Source organism: Promicromonospora sp. NPDC023805, from assembly GCF_040639635.1.
Lineage (GTDB): Bacteria > Actinomycetota > Actinomycetes > Actinomycetales > Cellulomonadaceae > Promicromonospora.
The window spans coordinates 148483-174268 of the sequence record NZ_JBFAAH010000004.1 but is presented as its reverse complement, the minus strand read 5'-3'; the positions used below and the strand labels follow the sequence as shown (position 1 = coordinate 174268).

Genomic DNA, 25786 nt, shown 5'->3' with positions numbered 1-25786 from the left:
CGCGCGCTGCGGCGCGCCGCCAGGGAGTCCGATGCCGGCATCCCCTTGAGGAGGAACATTGAAGATCAGGCGACTGAGTGCCGCTGTGGCGGTGACCGCCACGAGCGCGTTGCTGTTCTCCGCGTGCACGAGCCCGGCGGGCGGCGACAACCCGGCGGACGGTGAGTCCACTGACACGACGGTTGCGGCCGACGGTCCGTGCAAGGCCGATCTCGGCGACATCGAGACCGCTGACGGCGAGGTGAAGGTGTCGATCGAGGACGAGTTCCTCGGCTACAACACCAACACGCCGGAGACGTACTCCGTCTACAACAGCGCCGTGACCGAGCGCATCTTCGGCAGCTTCTGGTACTTCGGCGACACCGGCGAGGTGTGCGCGGACGAGGAGTACGGCACCTACGAGGCCACCTCCGAGGACCCGCTGGTCGTCGAGTACACCCTCAACGACGAGGCAGTCTGGTCCGACGGCACGCCGGTCACGTACGCCGACTACCTCCTCGACTGGGCCACCCAGGCGATCACCAAGGACGGCAAGGTGACCAAGGACGGCTCCGAGGCGCCGCTCTTCAACCACATCTCCGGCCTGACCCTCGGCGACTACGTTCCCGCGGGCCCGAAGGCGGATTCCCCGGACGCCAAGTCGTTCACCTACGACTACGAGCGCGTCTACGCCGACTGGAAGATCCTCGTCGGCGGGGCCTTCCCGGCGCACGTCGTCGCGGAGCAGGCCGGTGTCACGACCGAAGAGCTCGTCACCGCCATCCAGGAGCTCGACCTGCCGGTCCTGAAGAAGGCTGCCGAGTTCTGGGACAAGGGCTGGCTGTCACAGCCGGGCGAGATCCCGGACCCCAAGATCGCCCCGGTGAACAGCCAGTACAACTTCAAGGCTGACGGCTGGGAGGCGGGCCAGTACCTCACGCTGGAGGCCAACCCCGAGTACTGGGGTACGCCTGCCGCCACCAAGGAGCTCACGTTCCGCTTCATCGGTGCCGACGCGCAGATCCAGGCGCTCGCCAACGGTGACCTCGACGTCATCAACCCCAGTGGTCCCACCGTTGACACCGTCACGCAGCTCCAGTCGCTCGGCGACGCGGTCAAGGTCGACACCAACCAGAACCTGACCTGGGAGCACCTGGACTTCAACTTCAAGTCCGGCATCTTCGCGGACAGCCTGGAGGCCCGTGAGGCGTTCGCGCTCTGCGTGCCGCGCCAGAAGATCGTGGACGACCTGATCAAGCCGATCGACCCCGAGGCCGTCGTCATGAACGCCCGCGAGGTCTTCCCGTTCCAGGAGAACTACGAGGCAGTCGTGTCCGAGTCCTACGGCGGCCAGTACGACGAGGTCGACCTGGACGCCGCCAAGGAGAAGTTCGCCGCGGCCGGCCTCAAGGAGGGCGAGAAGGTCCGGATCGGCTACTCCGCCCCGAACCCGCGTCGTGCCTCCGAGATCGAGGCCATCAAGTCCTCGTGCGACCAGGTGGGCTTCGACATCGTCGACAGCGCCTCGCCGGACTTCTTCGACAAGGACCTGCCGAACGGTGACTACGAGGTAGCGCTGTTCGCCTGGGCCGGCTCGGGCCAGATCGCCTCCGGTCAGAACATCTACGCGACGGACGCTCCGCAGAACTACGGCGGCTACTCCGACGAGACCGTCGACGCCGCGTGGGAGACCCTGGCCTCCTCGGTCGACGAAGCGGTGCACGCCGAGCAGACCGTCATCATCGAGAAGCAGCTGTGGGACACCCTCTTCGGTATCCCGCTGTTCTCCCACCCGGGTGTGATCGCCAGCAGCTCGAGCCTGAGCAACGTGCGTAACACCGCCGCCCAGAGCGGTGTCGTGTGGAACGCCGAGCAGTGGGCTCGCGCCTCCTGACGAGGGCCTGACGCAATACCTGCGGGGAAGGGAGCGTCTGTTCCCTTCCCCGCAGGGCTGTCTGCAGTCATCCAGGATTATTTCCACCCTTGACCTGGGGCGATGACGGCAATTTTCATCCGGTGTCCTATAGTGACACGCTGATCGCTTTCCCCAGCAGACGCCGTGCTGCGTCCGCCTCGAAGGGCCAACCCGTGCTCAAGTTCATCCTCCGACGCATCGGCGTCTCGGCGCTCGTCCTGCTCGGCGCCTCCATGCTCATGTTCTTCCTGACCATCAACTCGGGCGACCCGCTCAAGGACCTCAACGAGTCCAACAGTCCGAACCGCGAGAACCTCATCGAGCAACGGAGGGCCTTGCTTCGGCTAGACGACTCACCGTGGGAGCGATACTGGGACTGGCTCAGAGGCGTCGGAGGCTGCTTCACCGGCAACTGCGACCTCGGCGTCAACATCAACGGCGTCGACGTGCTGGGCCTGACCCAGCAGGCGGCGTCCTCGACGCTGCGGCTCGTCACCCTGGCCACGCTGCTCGCCATAGTCGTCGGTGTAGCGCTCGGTATCCTCACCGCGATCCGCCAGTACTCCGGCTTCGACTACACGGTGACGTTCAGCGCGTTCCTCTTCTTCTCGCTGCCGGTGTTCTGGGCCGCGACCCTGCTGAAGGAGTACGCGGCGATCCAGTACAACAACTGGATGGCAGTGGGGCAGTACGCGCCATGGACCATAGTGATCGCCGCGACAGTGGCGGCGTTCCTGCTCCAGGCCGTGCTCGGCGGGACCAGGAAGCGCCGGCTGATCACTGCCGCGACGGTGTTCGCGTTCGTCACGGTGACGCTCTTCGTCTTCAACGCGCTCGACTGGTGGCGCGAACCGATGTTCGGCGCCGGTGGCGTCCTCCTGGTCTCGGCCGCCGCGGGTGTGCTGGTCACGGCGCTGGTCGCCGGCCTCCGCAACCGGCGGGCGCTCTACGCGGCGCTCACCACCGCCGTCGTCGGCGTGATCGCCTACTTCGCGCTCGCCCCGCTGCTGCTGGCCCCGTCGTGGCCGCTGCTCATCGGGCTGTTCGTGGTCACCCTGGTGGTGTCCGTTGCGATCGGCGCCGCCTGGGGCGGTTACGCCCGCAAGCAGGCGATGCTGGTCGCCGGCATCACGGGCACCATCACCAGCCTCATGGTCGTGGCGGACATCCTCATCTCGCACTGGGCCAGCTTCCTGAGCATCAAGTCGCGTCCCATCTCGACCATCGGCTCCCAGACGCCGAACTTCACCGGCGAGTTCTGGGAGCGGACCCTCGACATGGGCACGCAGATCCTGCTGCCGACCATCCTGCTCACGCTGGTCTCCGTGGCGAGCTACTCCCGCTACACGCGGTCGTCGATGCTCGAGACGATGAACCAGGACTACGTGCGCACGGCGCGGTCGAAGGGCCTGTCCGAGCGCGAGGTCATCGTCAAGCACGCGTTCCGCAACGCGCTGATCCCGATCACGACGATCGTCGCGTTCGACTTCGCGGGCCTCATCGGCGGCGCGATCATCACCGAGCAGGTGTTCGGCTGGAAGGGCATGGGTGCGCTGTTCCAGGACGGCCTGAACGCCGTCGACCCCGCGCCGGTCATGGCGTTCTTCCTCGTCACGGGTGTTGCTGCCGTGTTGATGAACCTGGTGGCAGACCTGGCCTACGCGGCCCTCGACCCTCGGATCCGGCGCTGAGCGCGGTCCACGGCAGGAGACACAGACATGAGTGACATCAGGAACAGCACCCCCGGCGGCGAGGACTACGAGCCGCAGATCTCAGCGACCGGCACCGACGCGGTCGGCCTCGCGGCCGGCGGCTCGGCCGACCCGCTGCCCGGCGAGGACAAGTCCTACAGCCAGGGCCAGCTCGTGGCGCGCCGCTTCTTCCGGCACAAGGCCGCGCTCACCTCGATGATCGTGCTCGGCCTCATCATCGTCGTGGCGTTCACCTCCATCGGCACCGGCCCCATCCCGGGCTGGTGGCCCAAGGACTACACGCTCCAGTACGACAAGATCGGCGACGGAGCGCCCACCTGGGCGTACCCGTTCGGCCAGGACACGGGCGGCAAGGACTACTTCGCCCTCGTGATGCGCGGCACGCAGTTCTCGCTGATCATCGCGTTCTCCGTCGGCATCATCTCCACCATCGTCGGCACGCTGGTCGGGGCGCTGGCCGGCTTCTACCGCGGCTGGGTCGAGTCGGTCCTCATGCGGCTCACCGACGTCTTCATCGTGATCCCGCTGCTGGTCGTCGCGGCGGTGCTCGGCAAGACGGCGGCGGGCTGGGGGATCTGGGGCCTTGCCCTCGTGCTCGGCCTGATCACCTGGACCGGCCTGGCCCGCCTGGTGCGCGGCGAGGTGCTCTCGCTGCGCGAGCGCGACTTCGTGGTCGCCGCCCGGGCGGTCGGCACGAGCTCGTGGCGCATCATCACCCGGCACGTGCTGCCCAACTCGGTGGGCGTGATCATCGTGTCAGCGACGCTGGCGATCGCCGGGGCCATCCTGCTCGAGACCGCGCTGAGCTACCTCGGCTTCGGTGTGCAGGCGCCCGACACATCGCTCGGCACCCTCATCGACGAGTACCAGTCCGCCTTCGCCACCCGGCCCTGGCTGTTCTGGTGGCCCGGCCTGATGATCCTGACCATCGCCCTGTGCGTGAACTTCATCGGCGACGGCCTGCGCGACGCGTTCGACCCCCGCCAGAACCGGACCAAGGACTGAGCATGACAACTCTCGACATCAGCTCTCCCGGTTCCGTCGCGGCGGCCGGCGACGCCGTCCTCTCCTTCGAGGGCCTCAGCGTCACGTTCAAGACGGAGTTCGGCGAGGTGCACGCGGTCAAGGGCATCGACCTCGAGGTGCGCCCCGGCGAGGTCGTGGCGCTCGTGGGTGAGTCCGGCTCGGGCAAGTCCGTGACCTCGATGACCGCGCTGGGCCTGCTGCCCAGCAACGCGCGGGTCAGCGGCACCATCCGCGTGGGCGACAAGGTGGTGGGCGGCCTCGACGGCCGGGGGCTGCGCAACATGCGCGGCAACGACGTGGCCATGGTCTTCCAGGAGCCCATGACCGCGCTGAACCCCGTGCTCACCATCGGGGACCAGCTCACCGAGGGCCTGCAGCTGCACGGCATCGCGTTCGGCAAGCAGGCCACGGCGCGCGCCGCGGAGCTGCTCGCCATGGTCGGCATCCCCGAGCCGGAGCGCCGGCTCAAGCAGTACCCGCACGAGCTCTCCGGCGGTCAGCGTCAGCGCGTGGTCATCGCCATGGCCATCGCGTGCGACCCCAAGGTGATCATCGCCGACGAGCCGACCACGGCCCTCGACGTGACCGTGCAGGCGGACATCCTCGACCTGCTGCGCTCGCTCAAGGACAAGCTGGACACCGGCATCCTGCTGATCACCCACAACATGGGTGTCGTGGCGGACATGGCGGACCGCGTCGCCGTCATGCTCAAGGGCGACCTCGTGGAGACGGGCACCGCCGACCAGGTGCTCAACCACCCGCGTCACGAGTACACGAAGCGCCTGCTGGCCGCCGTGCCCCACCTGGGGTCCGGACCGGGCCAGTTCGGCGACGTCGCCCCGGTGGTGGCGGCTCCGGAGGATCTGCCGGCGCTCGACCTGGGCAACCTGGTCATCGAGTACCGCCGGCTGGGCAAGCCCACGTTCCGGGCGGTCGACGACGTGTCGCTGTCCGTGGCGCAGGGCGAGATCGTCGGCCTGGTGGGCGAGTCGGGCTCCGGCAAGTCCACCATCGCCAAGTGCGCGCTCGGGCTGATCCCCGCCGCGTCCGGTTCGGTCTCGATCCTCGGCAACGACTTCACGAGGACGCGGGGCAAGGAGCTCAAGGCTCTCCGCCGGCGTATCGGTGTCGTGTTCCAGGACCCGGCGTCGTCCCTGAACCCGCGCCTGCCGATCGGCGACGTGATCGCGGAGCCGCTGGTGGTGCACAAGGAGGGCGACGACAAGTCGCGGCGCCGCCGCGTGCTGGAGCTGCTCGATGCCGTCGAGCTGCCTCGCAGCGTCTACAACCGCTACCCGCACGAGCTCTCCGGCGGCCAGCGGCAGCGCGTCAGCATCGCTCGCGCGCTCACGCTCGACCCGGAGCTGCTGGTCGCGGACGAGCCGACGTCGGCCCTCGACGTGTCCGTGCAGGCCAACGTGCTGAAGATGTTCACGGCGCTGCAGGAGCGGTACAAGTTCGCCTGCCTGTTCGTGAGCCACGACCTTGCGGTGATCGACCTGCTCGCCCACCGCGTGGTGGTGCTGCAGAACGGCAAGATCGTGGAGCAGGGCCCGCGCGAGGAGGTGCTGCACCACCCCCGCGAGGAGTACACGCAGCGCCTTATCGCGGCCGCGCCCGTGCCGGAGCCGCTGGAGCAGCGCCGTCGTCGCGAGGCGCGGCACGCTCTGCTGGCCAAGCTCGGCGAGGACGTCGCGGAGCTGCGCGTGGAGGAGGACTACGAGCGTCCCCGGCCGCGGCAGGACGAGGGCGGCAACTCCTCCGGTCTCGGTGGCTTGCTGGGGGCCGGCGGCGACGGCAGCAGCTGACGTAGGTCTCGACAGGCTCGACCACCGCTGGTCGAGCCTGTCGAGACGCCGTTACTCGGCCGCGTCCACCGTGATGCGGACCTCGCCCGGAGCGAGCCGGGTCTCGGCGCCCACCCAGGCGGCCTCCTCGCGGAGCCACACCCGGTCGGCCACGTGCACCTCGACGGCTCGCGTGGCATGGGCCGTCGCCACGGCCCACTGGCCGGTCGCCCAGCCGCCGCGCTGGGGGTCGTCCGGGGTGAGCGGCGTCGCGTCCACGGTCACCGTGGACGACGCCGGGTCCTGGCGGTTCGGGTCGGCCGCATCGGTCGCGGGAGCGAGCCCCAGGTCGCGGCCCAGGCGTCCAACGACCACGTCGCGGGCGGCTTCGGGCGCGATCTGGTCGCTGTCGGCGACCGGACCCAGCTCGCACGACAGGGACTCGGGCGAGTTGCCGGTGAGGGCCGACGCCCAGGCGCGCGACCGCGTCTCGTGCTGTGCGTACGCGTCCGGGTACGCCGAGCGCTGTACCTCCTGCGCGGCCTCCGTCACCGCCATGTCCTTGTACCCCTCGACCTCCACCAGCACGTCGTAGAACGCGTTGGTCGAGTACACGGGGTCCATGATCTGCTGGAGGGTGCCCCAGCTCTGCGAGGGGCGCTGCTGGAAGAGGCCCACCGAGTCGCGGTCGCCGTAGTCGATGTTGATGAGCTTCGACTCCTGCAGCGCGGTGGCCAGCCCGATCGTCGCCGCCCGTGCGGGCAGGCCGCGGGCGACGGAGGTACCCGCCACGAGCGCCGCGTTGTCCGCCTGCTCGGGCGACAGGTACCAGTCCGAGCCGTCGAGCCGGGCGGCGCACCGTTCGGTGACCGGGCCGGCACCGGTCAGGCTGTTCAGCCCCACGACCACGCCGACCGTCGCGACGGCACACACCGACCCGACGGCCAGCACGTACTTGAGGGCGCGCCTCAGCGGCCGGTGCGGCCTCGGACCGTATACGGGCGGCGGGGCCGGTGGACCGACCTCGGCCAGGAGTGCCATGCGTGCTCCTTGGTGTCCGTGCTGGTCAGTTGCTGGTCAGTTGCTGGTCAGTTGCTGGTCAGTTGCTGGTCAGTTGCTGGTCAGTTGCTGGTCAGTTGGCGTGCAGGGCCTCGTTGAGCTGGATCCCGACACCGGTCCGGTCGAGGACCTCGACTGCGCCGTTCGTGGAGTTCCGCCGGAACAGGAGGTTGCTGCGGCCTGCGAGGTCGCGCGCCTTGACCGCGGCGGTGCCGTCACCGGTCGGGTCGACGGCGGCGCCCAGCACGGTGACCTTGCTCCCCGCGGTGAGGTACAGGCCCGCCTCGACCACGCAGTCGTCGCCGAGCGGGATACCGAGGCCCGCGTTGGCGCCCAGCAGGCACCGCTCGCCGAGCGAGACGACTTCCTTGCCCCCGCCGGACAGGGTGCCCATGATCGAGGCGCCGCCGCCGACGTCGGACCCGTCACCGACGGTGACGCCGGCCGAGATGCGGCCCTCCACCATCGACGAGCCGAGGGTGCCCGCGTTGTAGTTCACGAAGCCCTCGTGCATCACGGTGGTGCCCGGGGCGAGGTATGCACCGAGGCGGACCCGGTCGGCGTCGGCGATGCGGACGCCCGACGGGACCAGGTAGTCGACCATGCGCGGGAACTTGTCGACGCCGAACACCGTGACGTGGCCCCGGCCGCGCAGGCGCAGGCGGGTCTCCTCGAAGCCCTCGACCGCGCACGGGCCGGCACTCGTCCAGACGACGTTCGTCAGCACGCCGAAGATCCCGTCGAGATTGAGCCCGTGCGGGCGCACGACGCGGGCCGACAGCAGGTGCAGCCGCAGGTAGGCGTCGGAGACGTCCTTGGGCGGGTCCGCGAGGTCGATCTGTGTGGTCACCACCTCGAGCCGCACGCGTCGTGTCTCGTCCGCGCCGGCGAGGGCCGTGAGGGACTCGGGCGCGGTGGCGCCGACGGGGGCCTCGCCGAGGGCGGGCTCCGGGTACCAGGTGTCGAGGGTGGTGCCGTCGTCGGCGATCGTGGCAAGGCCGAAACCCCATGCGGTCGTCATGGCTTCAGCGTAACGGCCGTGACCAGCACCTAGTGTTGCGCTGTGGACACCGTGATCGACCCCGCCCTGCTCGACCCGGCCGGCAAGGACTCCGACCTCGTCGCCCTCACCAGGGCCATCTGCGACATCCCGTCCGTCAGCGGGGACGAGAAGGCCCTCGCGGACACTATAGAGGCGCTGCTGCGCGGCTGTGCGCACCTCGAGGTGCTGCGCGACGGCGATGCCCTGGTCGCCCGGACGAACCTGGGCCGGGACCGGCGCGTGGTCGTGGCCGGGCACATCGACACCGTGCCGATCGCGGACAACCTGCCCACGCGCCTCGCGGGGGCGGGGGACGACGCCGTGCTGTGGGGCCGAGGGACCGTCGACATGCTGGGCGGGGTGGCCGTGGCTCTCGCGCTGGCGGTCGAGCTGGGGGCGCCCGGCAGCGAGCCCGCGCACGACCTCACGTGGATCTTCTACGACCACGAGGAGGTCGACTCGGCGCTGAACGGGCTGGGCCGCCTCGCGCGCAACCACCCGGAGCTCCTGCGTGGCGACTTCGCGATCCTCGGTGAGCCGACCGACGCCGGGATCGAGGGCGGCTGCAACGGCACGATGCGCGTCGAGCTGCGGACCCGGGGTGTCGCGGCGCACTCGGCGCGGGCCTGGACCGGTGAGAACGCGATACACGCCGTGGCCCAACCGCTGGCCCGGCTCGCCGCCTACGAGCCGCGCGAGGTGGAGGTCGACGGCCTCGTCTACCGCGAGGGCCTCAACGCGGTGCGGATCGAGGGCGGCATCGCGGGCAACGTGATTCCCGACGCGTGCACCGTCGAGGTGAACTACCGCTTCGCGCCGTCTCGTTCCGTCGACGAGGCCGAGGCCCACCTGCGGGAGGTGTTCGAGGGGTTCGACGTCGTCGTGACCGACGCCGCCGGGGGCGCCCGGCCGGGTCTCGACGACCCGCTGGCCGCCGAGTTCGTGCGGTCGGTGCTCGCCACGACCGGCGGTGTGCCGGCGCCGAAGTACGGGTGGACCGACGTCGCCAGGTTCTCCGAGCTGGGCGTGCCGGCGGTCAACTTCGGCCCCGGCGACCCGCTGCTCGCGCACAAGGACGACGAGCACCTTCCGGTGGCGCAGCTCGCCCAGTGTCGTGACGCGCTGCGAGCCTGGCTGCTCGGCGGATAGTTTGGGCGCATGAGCGACGACGGCATTCCACAGTCCGGCCGCGGTTACCGCCGCGGCCCGGTACTGCTCCGCGGGAACCAGATCCCGCAGACCACCACGGACCAGCGACTCCTGGCCTCCGATCAGGGCAGCGACTGGCTGCACGGCGACCCGTGGCGCGTGATGCGCATCCAGAGCGAGTTCGTCGAGGGTTTCGGCGCGCTCGCGGAGCTCGGCCCGGCCGTGTCGGTGTTCGGCTCGGCGCGCACCAAGCCGGATCACGAGGACTACCTCGCAGGGGAGACCGTGGGCAGGCTCCTCGTGGAGGCTGGGTACGCCGTCATCACGGGTGGTGGACCCGGTGTGATGGAAGCCGCGAACAAGGGCGCCTCCGAGGCGGGTGGCACATCTGTGGGTCTCGGTATCGAGCTGCCCTTCGAGCAGGGCGTCAACGAGTACGTGAATCTAGGTATCAACTTCCGGTACTTCTTCGCGCGAAAGACGATGTTCCTGAAGTACGCACAGGGATTCATCGTGATGCCAGGGGGATTCGGTACGTTCGACGAGCTGTTCGAGGCGGTCACCCTTGTTCAGACGCACAAGGTGACGCAGTTCCCGCTCGTCCTGGTGGGCAAGGAGTACTGGGGTGGGCTCCTGGAGTGGATCCGGTCCACGGCGCTGACGCACGGCACCATCAGCCAGGCCGACCTCGACATCATCTACCTCACCGACGACCCTGCCGAGGCGGTGGACCACGTCGTCGAGCGGGTGCACCAGATCGAGGCGGAGCAGGCCGCGCTGCAGGCGGCCGCCGTCGCGGAGCGTGCCACCGAGGAAGCGGCGCTCGAGGGCCCCGGTCTGCCGAGCACCGTGGGCGGCGCATAGGTGGACGGTCCGGACGTCCCCGCCGGGACGGTTCCGCGCGCGTCCGCGCCGCTGGTGCTGCGCGGACGCGAGGTGGGGCGCGACGGGCGCGCCGTGCGCCCCGTCGTGATGGCGGTCCTGAACCGCACCACCGACTCGTTCTACGCCCCTGCCCGGGTGCCCGACGACGACGCCGCGCTGGCCGCGGCGCAGCGGGCGTACGAGGACGGCGCGGAGATCCTCGACGTCGGTGGCGTCCGGGCCGGCAACGGGTCGCCGGTCGACGAAGCAGAGGAGATCCGCCGCGTCGTCCCGTTCGTGGCGGCGGTCCGCCGCGCGGTGCCCGACCTGCTCATCTCCGTCGACACCTGGCGTGCGGGCGTGGCCCGCGCGGCGATCGACGTCGGCGCCGACCTGATCAACGACACCTGGGCCGGGCACGATCCGGCTCTGGTGGAGGTGGCGGGCGCCGCCGGTGTCGGCGTCGTCTGCTCCCACACGGGTGGGGCGACCCCGCGCACGGACCCGTACCGCGTGGAGTACTGCCCGCCGCTGGTCCCGGCAGGCCCGACCAGCGAGGACGCCGACGGCCGGGACGGCCTGCTGGCCGACGTCGTCACCACCCTGCGGGCCGCCGCGGAGCGGGCGGTGGAGTGCGGGGTCCCGCGCGAGTCGGTGCTCGTCGACCCGACCCACGACTTCGGCAAGAACACCTGGCACTCACTGCACCTCCTGCGCCGCACCGGCGTGCTGGCGGGGCTCGGCTTCCCGCTGCTCATGGCGCTCTCCCGGAAGGACTTCGTGGGGGAGACGCTCGACCTCCCGCCCGAGGAGCGACTGGAGGGGACGCTGGGCGCGACGGCGGTGGCCGCTTGGCTCGGTGCCCGCGTCTTCCGCACCCACGACGTGGTCGCCACACGACGTGTTCTCGACCTCGTGGCGGCGGTCCGGGACGAGGCGCCACCGGCCGTCGCGCTGCGCGGTCTTGCCTGATCGGACCCCGGTCCGACCCTGGTCCGACCCTGGTCCGGCGAGGCGCGACGAATTGGCGCGTGGAAAGTAAGGGGCGCCAATTGAACTAGAATGGTTCTGTGCCCTCGGCGTTCGCCGGGAACATGAATGCTGCTACACACCGGACAACGGAATGGGAGAGCCACACATGGCTGCGATGAAGCCGCGAACGGGTGACGGACCGCTCGAGGTCACCAAGGAGGGGCGCGGCATCGTCATGCGTGTGCCGCTCGAGGGCGGCGGTCGGCTCGTCGTCGAGCTCAACGCGACCGAGGCAAGCGAGCTCGGCGACGCTCTCCAGACCGTCGTCACGCCCAGCGCCTGACTCGCCTGAGCCGCAGGCTCAGGCGACCAACGAGCAGAGCCGCCGCCTGGCCGTCCGCCGTGGAAACCGGCCCTCCCGGCGGGTCAGCGACGGACGGCCAGCAGCAACCCGTCTCCGCTCGGCAGCATGGCAGGCAGCACGCGCTCGTCGTTACGCAGGGTCCGGCCCACCTCGCGCACCACTGTGGTGAGCTCGTCGCGACGGGCAGGATCCGCCACCCGGTCCCGCAGCAGCGCACCGTCGATCGCGAGCACGCCGCCCGGGCGGAGCAGCCGCAGGGCCTCCTCCACGTACTCGGGGTAGCCGAGCGGATCGCTCGCCACGAGCACGAGGTCGTAGGCGCCGTCCGCCAGGCGGGGCAGCACATCGCCCGGCCGGCCGGGGATGATCCGCGTGCGCTGGGGGGCGACGCCGTCCTCGGCGAACGCCGCCCGCGCCGCCCGCTGGTGCTCCACCTCGCGGTCGATGGTGGTGAGCTGGCCGTCGTAAGGCATGCCCCGGAGCAGCCAGAGCGCGGCCACACCGGCACCCGTGCCCACCTCCACCACCGCATGCGCCCTCGTCGCGGCGGCGAGCACCCGGAGCACCGCGCCGACACCGGGCAGCACGGCCGGGCAACCCAGCTCGGAGGCGCGTTCGCGGGCGCGCAGGAGCACCTCGTCCTCGGGGACGAAGGCCTCGCTGTAGACCCATGCCGCGACCTTGCCGTGGCCTGACGGCTCCGCTGTGCTGATGGCTTCCTCCGCTGGAGTCGGACAGTTGTGTACATCACGTGCGGCGTCAGGGTACAGCCCGTGGGAACGCCTGGGCTTTGACGTACGTTGAGAGGACGATGACTTCTGTGAGCACTCGCGCAGCGGACCTGAACGTGTCGGCACCTTCCGGGGCCGGCGCCGTCGACATGCCATGGCAGCCGCCTACCTGGGAAGAGATAGTCCGTGAGCACTCCGCACGCGTCTATCGGCTCGCCTACCGGCTGACCGGCAACAAGCAGGACGCCGAGGATCTCACGCAGGAGACCTTCATCCGGGTGTTCCGCTCGCTGTCCAGCTACACGCCCGGCACGTTCGAGGGCTGGCTGCACCGCATCACCACGAACCTGTTCCTCGACGGCGCGCGCCGCAAGAAGCGCATCCGCATGGAGGCGATGGGGGACGACGACGGTCACGTCGCCGACACGGGTGACTTCGGCCGCCCCGAGCGCGGGTACGAGCACGCCAACCTGGACCAGGACGTGCAGAAGGCGCTCGATGCCCTGCGCCCCGAGTACCGCGCCGCCGTCGTGCTGTGCGACATCGAGGGCCTGAGCTATGAGGAGATCGCCGTGACGCTTGGTGTCAAGCTCGGGACAGTACGTTCCCGGATCCACCGGGCGCGCGCCCAGCTCCGCGACGCACTGGAGCACCTGGCGCCCACGCGCGGGGGCGTGCGATGAGCCACCTCGGGGACCTGATCAGCGCGCTCGCTGACGGACAGCTCTCACCGGCCGAGACCGAGCGGGCCCTGTCCCACGTGACGATGTGCCGCCTGTGCGCCCGCGAGCTGGACTCGGCTCGTGCCGCCCGGCGTGCGCTCTCCTCGGCCGCCGACGTGGTGCCGGACCCTGCTCTCACAGCGCGCCTGATGGCGCTCCAGGCCAGCATCCCGTCCACCGACGACGACCCGCTGCGCCGGCCCTTCCTCGGCCCCGACCCGCTGTCCGTGCCGATGTGGCAGACGTCGGCGTTCGACGTCGGTACCGGGTTCGACGGCAGTGTCGACCGTCCGGCGCGGCGCCGTCGTGCCGCGCGGATCACCGCCCTCGGGGTGGGCGGCGTGGGCGTGCTGGGGCTCGCCCTGTTCACGCTCGGCGACGTCCCTGTCGTGTCTCCGCAGCTCTCCGCGCAGACCAGCATGACCATGCTGGGCCGCACGGGCCCGGACACGGCGGCGGCCGGCCAGGACGTGCTCGCCACGCTCGACGTCGCGCCCGACCAGCTCACGCCCGCCGCGCTCGACTGGGCGGCGGACAACGGCTGGGCCGCGCCCGCCGAGCTGCCCGAGGGGTACACGGTCTCGGCGATGCGGCTGGTGGGCGACCAGGGGCAGACGCTCGAGATCGATCTCGTCGGCCCGTCCGGTCACGCCGTGGTCCGCGAACGCCCGGGCCAGCTCGCCCAGGACGGCGCCGGGGGCGCCGGGGGAGTCCAGGTGCTCGCGTCGGAACCCGCCCACGTGGCGTGGCAGTCGGACGACATGGTGGTCGACGTCGTCGCGGACGCGCCGGACGAGGTATTGACCCAGCTCGTGGCGTCGTTCGGTGAGCATGGCTACGATGCCGGGGTCCTGCCCCGCATCGCCCGCGGCTGGCACACCGTGACAGGAGTCATCGAGAGCCCATGACCGACGAGAACCCGTTCGCGCCGCCCACGCCGCGTGCAGCAGTATCTTCCGCGAACGAGTCGACGACTCCGGCCGCGGATCCCAGACCCGTGCCCGCGCCGCCCAGCGCGCCCGAGCAGCTTCCGGTTCCGGCACCGCCGGCCCAGCAGGACACCCAGCACCAGGCCTCGGACCAGGCCTCGCACGGGACCGATCCGCACGCCACGACCCACGGCGCCAGGACCAGGCGCGGCAAGCTCGGCGCGCGCGCCGTGTCCGCCGTCGTGGCGCTGGGCCTGCTCGCGGGCGCCGGCGGCGGCGCTGCCGCCTTCGCGCTGCTGGAGTCGCAGGAGTCCGCCCGGCCCGCTGACGCCGCGCTCCCGGAGCCCGCGGCAGGTGCCAACCAGGTGCAGCGCCCCGAGGGTTCGGTGGCCGCCATCGCCGCCGCGGCGCTGCCGAGCGTCGTCTCGATCGAGGTGCGTGCCCAGCAGGGCGTCGCGACGGGATCGGGCATGATCCTCAAGGCCGACGGCTACATCCTCACCAACAACCACGTGGTCGCCGAGGCGGCGTCCGGCGCGGACGTCACGGTCACGTTCTCGGACGGCCACGAGCAGCCCGCGGAGCTCGTGGGCGCGACCCCCGACTACGACCTCGCGGTGATCCGCGTCAAGGAGAAGGGCCTGGTGCCGCTGGTGCTCGGCGACTCCGACGAGGTGGTGGTCGGCGACTCGGTGCTCGCCGTCGGCTCCCCACTGGGTCTGGAGGCCACCGTCACCACCGGGATCGTCAGTGCGCTGCACCGTCCCGTGAAGGCGGGCGAGGCCGTCGAGGCCGCGTTCATCGACGCCATCCAGACCGACGCAGCCATCAACCCCGGCAACTCGGGCGGGCCGCTCGTGAACTCCGCGGGCGAGGTCATCGGCATCAACTCGGCGATCGCCCAGGGGCCTGGCACCACGGCTGCCACCGGCAACATCGGCCTCGGTTTCGCCATCCCGTCCAACCAGGCGCGGCACACCGCCGAACAGCTGATCGAGACGGGTACCGCTACGTTCCCGATCATCGGCGTGCTGCTCGACCCCAGCTACCAGGGGGAGGGCGTGCAGGTCTCCCAGGAGCCGCAGCAGGGCACACCGGCCGTGACGCCGGACGGTCCTGCCGACCAGGCGGGCCTGAAGCCCGGCGACGTGATCCTCTCGATCGACGGCCGGCCCGTGTCGGTGGCCGACGAGCTCATCGTCGCCATCCGGGCCAAGGCGCCGGGCGATCCGGTCACGCTCCAGGTGCGTTCCGACGGCGACGAGCGCGAGGTCCGCGTGGTCCTCGAGGAGCGGTCGAGCGGTCAATGAACCAGGTTCATCTGGCGTTCTCCGGCTGGTCCCGCGACGCGAGTAGGCTCTGAGCGTGTTCGGCATCAATGGCTGGGAGCTCGTGATCATTCTGGTGGTCGCGATGCTCGTGATCGGCCCGGAACGGCTACCCGTCTACGCGGAGCAGCTCGGCTCGCTCGTGCGTCGCGGCCGGGACCTGCTCCAGACCGCGAAGGCGCGGGTGGACGACGAGCTCGGGCCGGAGTTCAACGACGTCGACTGGTCGAAGCTCGACCCGCGCCAGTACGACCCGCGCAAGATCGTCCGGGACGCGCTGCTCGACGACACCCCGTACGCCGGGCCGGCGGGCGCCGGCTCGCTGGCCGCGGAGCGCGCGGCGGACCGGTACGGCACGCCTCCGGCTCCGGCCGGGGCGGTCGCGGAACCCGGGAAGGCGCCGTACGACGACGAAGCGACCTGACGATTCGGTGTGCGCGCATGGACCTGCCAGAATGTTCGCCATGTCGTCCGAAACCACTAGCCCGGCGGGCGCTGGCGCCTCTGCCCACCGCCCCGCCCGGAAGCGCATCTTCTCCGGGATGCAGCCCACCGACGGGTCGCTCCACCTGGGCAACTACATCGGGGCGCTGTCCCAGTGGGTCGCGCTGCAGGACTCCTACGACGCGCTCTACTGCGTGGTGGACCTGCACGCCCTCACGGTGAGCCCCGACCCGGCGCTGCTGCGCGAGCGCACCCGGCGGACCGCGGCGCAGTACCTCGCCGGGGGCGTCGACCCCGAGCGGTCCATCCTGTTCGTGCAGTCCCACGTGGCCGCGCACGCCGAGCTGGCGTGGCTCCTGAGCTGCCAGACCGGGTTCGGCGAGGCCGGGCGGATGACGCAGTTCAAGGACAAGTCGGCGAAGCAGGGCAGCGAGGGCACCACCGTCGGGCTCTTCACCTACCCGGTGCTGATGGCGGCCGACATCCTCCTGTACGACGCCGCGCTCGTCCCCGTGGGCGAGGACCAGCGCCAGCACCTGGAGCTCACCCGCGACCTCGCGGAGCGGCTGAACACGCGCTTCGGCGCGGAGACCGCCGTCGTGCCGGACGCGCACATCGTCAAGGCCGTCGCGAAGATCCAGGACCTGCAGGACCCGAGTGCCAAGATGAGCAAGTCCAGCACGGGCGGCAAGGGCGTCGTCTGGCTGCTGGAGGACCCGAAGAAGGCCGTCAAGGCCATCAAGTCGGCGGTGACCGACGCAGACGAGTCGTACGGCGTGCGGTTCGACCCGGCGGAGAAGCCGGGCATCTCGAACCTGCTGACGATCTTCTCGGCGGTGACCGACCGTGGCATCGACGAGATCGCCAAGGAGTACGACGGCCGCGGCTACGGGTACCTCAAGGTGGACCTGGCCGACGCCGTCGTCGCCTTCCTCGAGCCGTTCCAGGCCCGGGCAAACACCTATCTCGCGGATCCTGCCGAGCTGGACCGGGTGCTGGCCGACGGCGCGGACCGGGCGCGTGCGATCGCGAGCCCGGTGCTGGACCGGATGTACGAACGGTTCGGCCTGCTCCCCGCACGAGGCATCCGGTGAACCTCCCCGAGCGGGGCCCCGGTCAGGTTCGCATCGGGATCGCCATCGAGATCCCGGAGCCCTACGCCGCTGAGCTGAGCGCGGCGCGGGTCGCCGCCGAGGACCCGCTCGCCCACTTCATCCCGCCGCACATCACGCTGCTGGGCCCCACCCTGCTCGACGTCGAGCAGCTCGCCGAGGCGCGGGAGCACCTGGCGGCAGTGGCCGCGGCGGCGCCACCGTTCACGGTGCAGCTCCGGGGTACTGCGACGTTCCGGCCGGTCTCGCCGGTCGTGTTCGTGGCACTGGCGCAAGGGATCTCCGAGTGCGAGCAGCTCGAGGCGAGCGTACGGACCGGGGTGCTCGACGGAGAGCTGCGGTTCAACTACCACCCGCACGTGACCATCGCGCACGAGGTGCCCGACTCCTCGCTCGACAAGGCGTTCGAGGCGATGGCGGACTACTCCGCCGAGTTCGACGTCGACCGCTTCTACCAGTATGAGCACGGCGACGACGGCATCTGGCGCCCCCAGGCTGCCTTCCCCCTCGGCTGAGCCGGAGGTGCAGCGCAGGGTGTGGGCCGAGGAACGAGGCACGTGCCCGGAGCGGAACCGCAGGCTCAGCCGACACTCATAGAGCCTGAGCCGGAGCGGAACCGCAGGCTCAGCCGAGATAGGTCCGATATAGGTAGAGCCTGACCTGCCCGTGTGGTGCCGTTGCGCATAGGCTCGTCGCGATGAAGCGGCTGATCGAGCTCGGACAGGCGGCGTGGACACGCTGGCAGGAAACTCGTGCTGGTCGCGCGCTGGCGCAGTACGACCTCGCGAACGGGTCGGTGCTCTGCGGCGGAATGGCGTACGCCGCGCTGTTCTCCCTGTTCGCGGCCCTCACCATCGGCTACACACTGTTCGTCCGGGTGCTCGGCGGCAACGCCGACCTGCGGGTAGCTGTCCTCACCCAGGTGGACACCTGGATACCGGGCCTGGTGGACACCGGCAGCGGAGGCGTCCTGACGCCGTCGGACCTGGTGCTCTCCACCGGCATCAGCTGGACGTCGGTGGTCGCGGTGGCGGTGCTGCTCTGGTCCGCCACCAACTTCATGGGCGCGCTGCGCACCTCGGTCCGCGCGACGTTCGGGCTGACCGAGAACGGCGCCAACCCGGTGACCGAGCGCCTGCGGCAGCTCCTGGGATTCGTCCTACTCGGTGTAGGTGTCCTGATCACGGCGGCCGCGAGCGTGGCGGTCGCGGCCGCAGTTCCCTGGACATTGGAGCTGGTGGGCCTGGGAGAGGGTGCGGGCTGGGCGGTGCGCGGCGTCGGCTTCCTGCTGACCGTGGTGCTCGACGCCGCCGTCGTCGCCGCCGTGATCCGCTTCGTGGGCGGGGTACGCCCAGCCAGACGAGACTTGCTGCTGGGATCCCTGGCCGTCGGCATCGTGGCCGGCGGGCTGCGTCTCCTCGGCGCCGAGGTGATCGCCACGACCGCTACTCGCAACGCCCTGCTGGCGTCCTTCGCGGTAGTCGTGACCCTCCTGGTCCTGGTCAACCTCCTGGCCCGAGTCCTCCTGCTGACCACGGCCTGGATGGCAGCGGCGGAGCCGTCGGAGGACCGGTCGGAGGACCCGTCGGAGGACCCGTCGGCGGACCCTGAGATGTCGCGCTGACCCGCGGCTCAGAGACCGCGGCGAGCTGTCCAGGCCAGGATCGCTGCGAGGACGCTTGCGGCGATCGAGCCGATGACGACCGAGGGGATTCCCAGCCATCCGGCGACCAGCCCGCCCAGCACCCCGCCGACCGGGACCACGCTGAACGTGACGGATCGTCGGAACGCCGCGACCCTCCCGAGCTTCTCGTGAGGGACCCGAGCCGCGACCAGCGCCGCGATCTGCACGTTGCCGAGCACGATGAACAGTCCCCACAGGACGGCGTGTACGCCCATCAGTACGAATGCCGCAGGCTCGGCCCACAGCGCCACGAGCGGGATCGTCGCGACCAGGGCCAGCGCGGTCGTCGCCACGGAGACGACGGCGGCCCGGGAGAGCCTGCGTGTCGACCGTGCTGCGATCAGGCTACCCACGAGGCCGCCCGCGGCGCCGAGGGTCACGAGCAGCCCGTACGCCGCCGTGCCGAGATCGAGCGTGCGTAGGACAAGGATCGTCGCGATCGAGGAGAACGCAGCGAGGCCGAAGTTCGTCAGCGCGCTCGACCAGGTCAGCCTGCGCAGGACGGCGTCCGACCGGAAGACTGCGATACCTTCGCGGACCTCCGCGCCGAAGCGACCCTTCGGCCGGCGTCCTCGGGAGGGTCCTGCTGTCCCGGCTCGAATCCTGGTGGTGGCACGACGTCGGCCCAGCAGCACGACGGCGGCCAGCGCAGAAGCGAGAGCCGCCGCTCCCACCGACCACTCCGGGGCCCACGCACCAAGGGCGACGCCGACGACCGCGGGGATGGCGAGGGCCAGCACGCTGTCGGCGGACTGCAGCCGCGCCACGAGCGTTCCCACGACGCCCCGAGGTACGACCTCGGTGGCGTGGACCGTCTGACCGGTCTCGCTGACCGCACCGGAGATACCGACCAGCAGGCTCATCGCGGCAAGCAGCCAGAACGTCACCTGCCCACTGGCGAGAAGCAGTGCGAGCCCGACGCAGAGCAGCGCTCGTGCGCCCGCAGAGATCGTCATCGCCGTCCGTGCGTCCGCGCGGTCGATCAATACGCCGATCGGGACGCCCAGGAGCGAGAAGGCGATCGAGCCCGCAGCGTTGAGCAGTCCGATCTGGAACGCGCCGGCGCCGACGACGATGACGGCGGTGGTGTCGATCACCAGGTCGACCGCGTTGCGGGAGGCGGCGTCGAACGCGTTGGAGACGACCAGCCGTCGCGCCGGCGCATGGGCGAACGGCCTGGAACTCTCGTGCGGCTCAGGTCTCACGGTCTCAGTTCTGATATTGCCGCTATCCACGCCTGAACCTCACGTTCCCCCTCGGTGATGCAACGCGTGGATGCCGGCGGAGGGCTGACCTAGCCGGTCATCGCACGTCGCGGGCCGTCAGCTCGAGCCAGGTGGCGATGGATCGACGGTAGCCCTCAGGCATGGTCAGCCGGGCGACCTCAGCGGCGGTGAACAACCCGACTTCCTTGTGCTCGTGCGACAGCACGGGCTCGACGTCAGCTTCCGGATAGCAACCGTAGGTCGCGATGAAGACGTGCTTCTGAGCCACATCGATGTAGTACATCCAGGTATCGAGGATCGGGCCGGTCCGCACCTTCCACTGCGTCTCCTCCCTGATCTCACGAGCCACGCATTCCTCGGGTGTCTCGCCGATCTCGATACGCCCACCCGGCAGTTCCCAATCGTCACGCTCGTTCTTCAGGAGGAGTACTCGTTCGGCCGTGTCCACGACGACACCCTTGACTGAAATAGGGAACATGGGCGGAGACAGGGACACAGATCATCCTCTCGCGTGACTACCGTTCGATCGCAGCGAGCGTACAAGTGGGCGGGCGACGGTGGGCACCACTGTGTGACGACGTCCGCCAACGGCTAGTTGAAGTCAGCCGCCTGCGCAGAGCAACCGACCGAAGTCAGCCGCGCGTCTTGGCGGAAGCAAGCGAGAGAACTCAGAACGCGCGAGTGATCATTGCGCGCTTGACCTCCTGGATAGCCTTCGTGACCTCAATCCCACGAGGGCAGGCCTCGGTGCAGTTGAAGGTGGTGCGGCACCGCCACACCCCCTCCTTGTCGTTGAGGATCTCCAGCCGTTGCGACCCACCCTCGTCACGGCTGTCGAAGATGAACCGGTGCGCGTTCACGATCGCGGCCGGCCCGAAGTACTGCCCGTCCGTCCAGAACACCGGGCAGGACGACGTGCACGCGGCGCACAGGATGCACTTGGTGGTGTCGTCGAACCGGGCGCGGTCCTCGGGGGACTGGTAGCGCTCCTTGGACGGCTCGTTCCCCTTGGTGATGAGGAACGGCATGATCTCGCGGTAGGAGGCGAAGAACGGCTCCATGTCGACGACGAGGTCCTTCACGACCGGCAGGCCCTTGATGGGCTCGACCAGGATCGGCTTGTCGGGGTTGACGTCCTTGAGGAGCGTCTTGCAGGCCAGCCGGTTGCGGCCGTTGATCCGCATCGCGTCCGAGCCGCAGACCCCGTGCGCACAGGACCGGCGGAACGTGAGCGAGCCGTCCATGTCCCACTTGATCTTGTGCAGGGCGTCGAGCACGCGGTCGGTGCCGTGGGCCTCGACCGTGAAGTCCTCCCACGTCGGCTCGTCGGACACCTCGGGGTTGAACCGCCGGATCCGCATCGTGACCGTGAACGAGGGAATCTCGCCCGCGGGTGACGGTGCGGCGGCTTCGAGAGTGGCAGTCATCAGTACTTTCGCTCCATCGGCTCGTACCGGGTCTGGATGACGGGCTTCGAGCCCAGGACGACCTTGTAGCCGTCGAACTCCTCGACGTGGTCGAAGTAGCCCTCGACGTGGCCCTCGGCCTGGTTCGACGCCTCGGGCGGGCGGCGGTAGGCCATCGTGTGCAGCATGTAGTGCGCGTCGTCGCGGTTCGGGTAGTCCTCGCGGTAGTGACCGCCGCGCGACTCCTTGCGGTTGATGGCCGCGACCACAGTGACCTCGGCGATGTCGAGCAGGAAGCCCAGCTCGATGGCCTCGAGGAGGTCCGTGTTGAACAGCTTGCCCTTGTCCTGCACCGAAGCGTTGCGGTACCGCTTCTGCAGCTCGCGGATGTCGGCAAGGGCGTCGTTCAGCGACTCGCCGGTACGGAACACCTGGGCGTTGAGGTCCATGCTCTCCTGCAGCGCCTTGCGGATGTCCGCCACACGCTCGCCGTCGGGCCGGTTGCGCATCTCGTCGAGCTGCGCGACCACGCGGACCGTCGGGTCCTCGGGAAGCTCGTGGAACGACGCCGTCTTCGCGTACTCGGCGGCCGCCCGCCCGGAGCGCTTGCCGAACACGTTGATGTCGAGCAGCGAGTTGGTGCCGAGCCGGTTCGAGCCGTGCACGGACACGCAGGCGACCTCACCGGCGGCGTAGAGGCCCTTGACGACGTTGACGCCGTCGCGGAGGACCTCGCCCTTGATGTTGGTCGGCACGCCGCCCATGGCGTAGTGCGCCGTCGGGTAGACGGGGACCGGCTCGGTGTAGGGCTCGATACCGAGGTAGGTCCGCGCGAACTCGGTGATGTCCGGGAGCTTGGCATCGATGTGCGCCGGCTCCAGGTGCGTCAGGTCGAGCAGCACGTAGTCCTTGTTCGGCCCGGCGCCCCGGCCCTCGCGGACCTCGTTCGCCATGGACCGGGCGACGATGTCGCGCGGCGCGAGGTCCTTGATGGTGGGGGCGTAGCGCTCCATGAAGCGCTCACCCTCGGAGTTGCGCAGGATGCCGCCCTCGCCGCGGGCGGCCTCCGACAGGAGGATGCCCAGCCCCGCGAGGCCTGTGGGGTGGAACTGGAAGAACTCCATGTCCTCCAGCGGCAGGCCGCGGCGGTAGGCCAGGGCCATGCCGTCACCGGTCAGGGTGTGCGCGTTCGAGGTGGTCTTGAAGATCTTCCCGGCACCGCCGGTGGCGAAGATGATCGACTTGGCCTGGAACACGTGGATCTCGCCGGTGGCGAGGTCGTAGGCGACGACGCCGGTCGCGTTGACCTCCTCGCCGTCCGCGATCTCCTCGGTGGTGAGGTCGTGGTCGGTGATGAGGTCCAGCACGTAGAACTCGTTGAAGAACTCCACCTCCTGCTTGACGCAGTTCTGGTAGAGCGTCTGGAGGATCATGTGGCCGGTGCGGTCGGCCGCGTAGCACGCGCGGCGCACGGCGGACTGGCCGTGGTCGCGGGTGTGCCCGCCGAAGCGGCGCTGGTCGATCTTGCCCTCGGGGGTGCGGTTGAACGGGAGGCCCATCCGCTCCAGGTCGAGGACCGACTCGATCGCCTCCTTGGCGAGGATCTCGGCCGCGTCCTGGTCGACGAGGTAGTCACCGCCCTTGACGGTGTCGAACGTGTGCCACTCCCAGTTGTCGTCCTCGACGTTCGCGAGGGCTGCCGCCATACCGCCCTGGGCGGCACCGGTGTGGGAGCGAGTGGGGTACAGCTTGGAGATCACCGCTGTGCGGGCCTCCTTCGACGACTCGAGGGCGGCGCGCATGCCTGCGCCGCCGGCGCCGACGATGACTACGTCGTACTGATGGGTCTGCATCGGGCTCGATGCCTCCTGCTGAAGAGTTTCGGAGGGTGGGGCTGGGGGGACTTGCCGGTGTTGCGTCGTGCTGGGGCCGTGCTATGCCGTGCAGAAGGAGGCCAGCAGCTCCGCGGGAGCGTCGGCCGGGCACGCGTCGAACGTGAAGATCACCAGGGTGCCGAGCACGACCACGACGGTGAACGCCAGGAGGAGCAGCCCCTTGAGGATGCCGCGCGTCAGATCCCGGGTGGCGTAGTCGTTGATGATCGTGCGCACGCCGTTCGTGCCGTGGATCATGGCGAGCCACAGCATGAGGAGGTCCCAGACCTGCCACATCGGGTTCGACCACTTGCCGCCCACGAAGGCGAAGTCGATGGCGTGCACGCCCTCGCCGACCATCAGGTTCACGAACAGGTGGCCGAAGATCAGGACGAGCAGCACGACGCCGGAGGCCCGCATGAAGACCCAGGAGTACAGCTCGTAGTTGCCGCGCGTCGTCTTGCGCCGCGCGTAGGGGGAGCGCGGGGAGTCGAGCTTCGCCACCGCTGCGGTTCCGTGTGCCATCAGTGACCCCCGGTGAAGACGTTGATGAGGTGCCGCGGCAGGAAGCCCGCCATCGTCACGACGAAGAGACCGACGACCACCCAGAGCATCGTCTTCTGGTACTTCGGGCCCTTGGCCCAGAAGTCCACCAGGAGGATGCGGATGCCGTTGAAGGCGTGGAAGACGATCGCGGCCACGAGTCCTGCCTCGCCCAGCCCCATGATCGGGGTCTGGTACGTGCCGATCGCGGCGTTGTACGCCTCGGGGGACACGCGCACCAGCGCAGTGTCGAGCACGTGCACGAGCAAGAAGAAGAAGATCAGCACGCCGGTCACGCGGTGCGCGACCCATGACCACATGCCTTCACGGCCGCGGTACAACGTGCCTGCTGGTGCGGTGGGCACTTCGGGAGCCTCCTATGGCTGTCCGGCTGGGGGTGGCTGGTCCCCACTGTAATGACAACTGGTCGCCTCGATCGCCGCCCGGCAGCCCTCACAGGCATCAAGACGCGGCATTTGTGACTGATCCCACAGGGGAGATGCCGTCGCTTCCGGCACCCGTCAGGTAGCCCGTGCGTTGCTACCGGATCCAGCTCCGCCGCCCGACCGGTAGCTCGCCTGTCTCGGCGGGTTATCGCTGCGGAAGCGCCGTCCTACTGGCATCCTGCGGGGCATGACTTCGGCCGCCGACCTATCGTCCCCGATCGACGACTTTTTCGCAGTGGTACCGGCCGGTGGGTCAGGTACCCGGCTCTGGCCCCTGTCGCGGGGCGGGGAGCCCAAGTTCCTGCACGACCTGGTCGGCTCCGGCATGTCGCTGCTCCAGGCGACCGAGCACCGGCTGCGGCCGCTGGTCGGGCCGGACGGGATCGTCCTGGTCACCGGCGAGCAGCACGTCGCGGCCTGCCGCGCGCAGCTGCCCGGCCTGTCCGACGACGCCGTGCTCGCCGAACCGTCCCCGCGCGAGTCGATGGCGGCGATCGGCCTGGCCGCGGCGGTGCTGGAGAAGCGGCACGGCGACGTGGTCATCGGCTCGTTCGCCGCGGACCACGTCATCCACGGCACGCGCGCGTTCCAGCTCGCGATCCGGGAGGCGGTGGCCGCTGCGCGCGCCGGCTACGTGACGACCGTCGGGATCGCCGCCTCCCGGCCGTCGGTGGCCTTCGGCTACGTGCGCTCGGGCGAGCCGCTCGGGATCGAGGGCGCCCCGCACACGCTCCACGTGCGCGGCTTCACGGAGAAGCCCGACGCGGCCACGGCGCGGCGGTACCTCGCCTCGGGCGAGTACCGGTGGAACGCGGGCATGTTCGTCTCGCGTACGTCGGTGCTCCTCGGGCACCTCGCCGAGCAGCGTCCGGAGCTGCACGACTCCCTGCGCCTCGTCGCGGACGCGTGGGACACCCCGCGCCGCGCCGCGGTGCTCGCGGACGTGTGGCCGGGACTGGAGAAGATCGCGATCGACCACGCGGTGGCCGAGCCCGTCGCGGAGGCGGGCGGCGTCGCCGTCGTGCCGGGGACGTTCGGCTGGGACGACGTCGGGGACTACAACTCGCTCGCCGTCCTCCTCCCGTCCGACGACGACAGTGGCGCCAAGGTGCTCGGTGACCCGGCCGACGTGCTGCGCATCGACAGTGCCGGCTCCGTGGTGGTCCCGGCGTCGGGCCGCCTGGTGACGGTGCTGGGGCTGGACGACGTGGTCGTCGTCGACACGCCCGACGCGCTGCTCGTCACCACTCGGGCGCGCGCCCAGCAGGTGAAAGAGGTGGTGGCGGCGGTGCGCGCCCGCGGCCGCGAGGACCTGCTCTGAGCCTGGCGACGGGCCGCTGATCTCAGCGATGTCCGCATGGTGGGACGGATGCGCCCAGGCCGTGTCTCGCGGGGCGGACAGCGCTACCGTGGGTCAGGTGAACCCGACCCAGCCCGTCAGTCTCGCCGACTTCGATCAGATCGTTTCGGGC

General features: G+C 70.1%; 25 protein-coding genes. 16 read left to right on the top strand and 9 right to left on the bottom strand.

Annotated features, from left to right (window positions below; translation table 11 throughout):
* Nucleotides 1-58 precede the first annotated feature (58 nt).
* The 4 genes from AB0F70_RS06965 to AB0F70_RS06950 all read left to right on the top strand — a co-directional run bounded on the left by AB0F70_RS06965 (nucleotide 59) and on the right by AB0F70_RS06950 (nucleotide 6440).
* On the top strand, nucleotides 59-1873 hold the full coding sequence (locus AB0F70_RS06965; protein WP_357445199.1) for an ABC transporter substrate-binding protein: 1815 nt from the start codon (nucleotides 59-61) through the stop codon (nucleotides 1871-1873).
* Nucleotides 1874-2067: 194 nt separating this feature from the next.
* Nucleotides 2068-3585, top strand: a complete 1518-nt coding sequence (locus AB0F70_RS06960) for an ABC transporter permease subunit (RefSeq protein WP_357445196.1) — start codon at nucleotides 2068-2070, stop codon at nucleotides 3583-3585.
* A gap of 27 nt (nucleotides 3586-3612) precedes the next feature.
* Nucleotides 3613-4611, top strand: a complete 999-nt coding sequence (locus AB0F70_RS06955) for an ABC transporter permease (RefSeq protein ID WP_357445193.1) — start codon at nucleotides 3613-3615, stop codon at nucleotides 4609-4611.
* Nucleotides 4612-4613: 2 nt separating this feature from the next.
* Nucleotides 4614-6440, top strand: a complete 1827-nt coding sequence (locus AB0F70_RS06950) for an ABC transporter ATP-binding protein (protein ID WP_357445190.1) — start codon at nucleotides 4614-4616, stop codon at nucleotides 6438-6440.
* Nucleotides 6441-6491: 51 nt separating this feature from the next.
* Here AB0F70_RS06950 and AB0F70_RS06945 read toward each other — a convergent pair whose 3' ends face one another.
* Together AB0F70_RS06945 and dapD are read right to left on the bottom strand one after the other, a co-directional pair.
* Nucleotides 6492-7460: a hypothetical protein gene (locus tag AB0F70_RS06945; protein WP_357445187.1), complete on the bottom strand. Its 969-nt coding sequence runs from the start codon at nucleotides 7458-7460 to the stop codon at nucleotides 6492-6494.
* 91 nt (nucleotides 7461-7551) lie between these two features.
* A complete protein-coding gene (gene dapD, locus AB0F70_RS06940) occupies nucleotides 7552-8499 on the bottom strand; it encodes a 2,3,4,5-tetrahydropyridine-2,6-dicarboxylate N-succinyltransferase (protein ID WP_357445183.1) in 948 nt (315 codons plus the stop codon).
* A gap of 51 nt (nucleotides 8500-8550) precedes the next feature.
* On the opposite strand from dapD, the gene dapE reads away from it, so the two are divergent.
* The 4 genes from dapE to AB0F70_RS06920 all read left to right on the top strand — a co-directional run bounded on the left by dapE (nucleotide 8551) and on the right by AB0F70_RS06920 (nucleotide 11848).
* Nucleotides 8551-9669 (top strand): succinyl-diaminopimelate desuccinylase, encoded by a 1119-nt coding sequence (gene dapE / locus AB0F70_RS06935; protein WP_357445381.1) that lies wholly within the window; start codon nucleotides 8551-8553, stop codon nucleotides 9667-9669.
* Between the two features lie 9 nt (nucleotides 9670-9678).
* Nucleotides 9679-10533, top strand: coding sequence for a TIGR00730 family Rossman fold protein (locus AB0F70_RS06930; RefSeq protein WP_357445180.1), 855 nt, complete (start codon nucleotides 9679-9681; stop codon nucleotides 10531-10533).
* Nucleotides 10534-11505, top strand: a complete 972-nt coding sequence (gene folP, locus AB0F70_RS06925; RefSeq protein WP_357445177.1) for a dihydropteroate synthase — start codon at nucleotides 10534-10536, stop codon at nucleotides 11503-11505.
* A gap of 166 nt (nucleotides 11506-11671) precedes the next feature.
* The gene (locus tag AB0F70_RS06920; protein WP_116673979.1) at nucleotides 11672-11848 is read left to right on the top strand and encodes a DUF3117 domain-containing protein; all 177 of its coding nucleotides are present in this window, start codon (nucleotides 11672-11674) and stop codon (nucleotides 11846-11848) included.
* Between the two features lie 83 nt (nucleotides 11849-11931).
* On the opposite strand, the gene AB0F70_RS06915 is transcribed toward AB0F70_RS06920, so the two are convergent.
* Nucleotides 11932-12504, bottom strand: a complete 573-nt coding sequence (locus tag AB0F70_RS06915; protein WP_357445173.1) for an O-methyltransferase — start codon at nucleotides 12502-12504, stop codon at nucleotides 11932-11934.
* Between the two features lie 176 nt (nucleotides 12505-12680).
* Between AB0F70_RS06915 and sigE the strand changes: the two genes are divergently transcribed.
* The 7 genes from sigE (at nucleotide 12681) to AB0F70_RS06880 (ending at nucleotide 18759) form a co-directional block, all read left to right on the top strand.
* Nucleotides 12681-13283 (top strand): RNA polymerase sigma factor SigE, encoded by a 603-nt coding sequence (gene sigE, locus AB0F70_RS06910; RefSeq protein ID WP_357445170.1) that lies wholly within the window; start codon nucleotides 12681-12683, stop codon nucleotides 13281-13283.
* On the top strand, nucleotides 13280-14230 hold the full coding sequence (locus AB0F70_RS06905; RefSeq protein ID WP_357445167.1) for a zf-HC2 domain-containing protein: 951 nt from the start codon (nucleotides 13280-13282) through the stop codon (nucleotides 14228-14230). The genes sigE and AB0F70_RS06905 overlap by 4 nt, the downstream gene beginning before the upstream one ends.
* Nucleotides 14227-15561, top strand: coding sequence for a trypsin-like peptidase domain-containing protein (locus AB0F70_RS06900; protein WP_357445164.1), 1335 nt, complete (start codon nucleotides 14227-14229; stop codon nucleotides 15559-15561). Before AB0F70_RS06905 ends, AB0F70_RS06900 begins: the two co-directional genes overlap by 4 nt.
* A 55-nt stretch (nucleotides 15562-15616) precedes the next feature.
* A complete protein-coding gene (locus tag AB0F70_RS06895) occupies nucleotides 15617-16003 on the top strand; it encodes a twin-arginine translocase TatA/TatE family subunit (RefSeq protein ID WP_357445161.1) in 387 nt (128 codons plus the stop codon).
* A 40-nt stretch (nucleotides 16004-16043) separates the two neighbouring features.
* On the top strand, nucleotides 16044-17117 hold the full coding sequence (gene trpS, locus AB0F70_RS06890) for a tryptophan--tRNA ligase (protein WP_357445159.1): 1074 nt from the start codon (nucleotides 16044-16046) through the stop codon (nucleotides 17115-17117).
* Entirely contained in the window at nucleotides 17114-17650 is a 537-nt protein-coding gene (locus AB0F70_RS06885) for a 2'-5' RNA ligase family protein (protein ID WP_357445156.1), read from the top strand. The genes trpS and AB0F70_RS06885 overlap by 4 nt, the downstream gene beginning before the upstream one ends.
* A 182-nt stretch (nucleotides 17651-17832) precedes the next feature.
* Nucleotides 17833-18759, top strand: coding sequence for a YhjD/YihY/BrkB family envelope integrity protein (locus AB0F70_RS06880; protein ID WP_357445153.1), 927 nt, complete (start codon nucleotides 17833-17835; stop codon nucleotides 18757-18759).
* Between the two features lie 8 nt (nucleotides 18760-18767).
* Here the strand turns inward: AB0F70_RS06880 and AB0F70_RS06875 are convergent, their stop codons facing one another.
* The 6 genes from AB0F70_RS06875 to sdhC all read right to left on the bottom strand — a co-directional run bounded on the left by AB0F70_RS06875 (nucleotide 18768) and on the right by sdhC (nucleotide 24233).
* Entirely contained in the window at nucleotides 18768-20024 is a 1257-nt protein-coding gene (locus tag AB0F70_RS06875; RefSeq protein WP_357445150.1) for an MFS transporter, read from the bottom strand.
* Nucleotides 20025-20121: 97 nt separating this feature from the next.
* Entirely contained in the window at nucleotides 20122-20523 is a 402-nt protein-coding gene (locus AB0F70_RS06870; protein WP_357445378.1) for an NUDIX domain-containing protein, read from the bottom strand.
* 190 nt (nucleotides 20524-20713) lie between these two features.
* On the bottom strand, nucleotides 20714-21472 hold the full coding sequence (locus AB0F70_RS06865; protein ID WP_357445147.1) for a succinate dehydrogenase iron-sulfur subunit: 759 nt from the start codon (nucleotides 21470-21472) through the stop codon (nucleotides 20714-20716).
* On the bottom strand, nucleotides 21472-23304 hold the full coding sequence (gene sdhA / locus AB0F70_RS06860; protein ID WP_357445144.1) for a succinate dehydrogenase flavoprotein subunit: 1833 nt from the start codon (nucleotides 23302-23304) through the stop codon (nucleotides 21472-21474). Before sdhA ends, AB0F70_RS06865 begins: the two co-directional genes overlap by 1 nt.
* Before the next feature lie 81 nt (nucleotides 23305-23385).
* Nucleotides 23386-23850 carry a succinate dehydrogenase hydrophobic membrane anchor subunit gene (locus AB0F70_RS06855; protein ID WP_357445141.1) on the bottom strand — a complete coding sequence of 155 codons (465 nt, stop codon included), beginning with the start codon at nucleotides 23848-23850 and terminating at the stop codon, nucleotides 23386-23388.
* A complete protein-coding gene (sdhC, locus tag AB0F70_RS06850; RefSeq protein WP_253876659.1) occupies nucleotides 23850-24233 on the bottom strand; it encodes a succinate dehydrogenase, cytochrome b556 subunit in 384 nt (127 codons plus the stop codon). The genes AB0F70_RS06855 and sdhC overlap by 1 nt, the downstream gene beginning before the upstream one ends.
* 268 nt (nucleotides 24234-24501) lie before the next feature.
* On the opposite strand from sdhC, the gene AB0F70_RS06845 reads away from it, so the two are divergent.
* Nucleotides 24502-25635, top strand: coding sequence for a mannose-1-phosphate guanylyltransferase (locus AB0F70_RS06845; protein WP_357445138.1), 1134 nt, complete (start codon nucleotides 24502-24504; stop codon nucleotides 25633-25635).
* Nucleotides 25636-25786 lie beyond the last annotated feature (151 nt).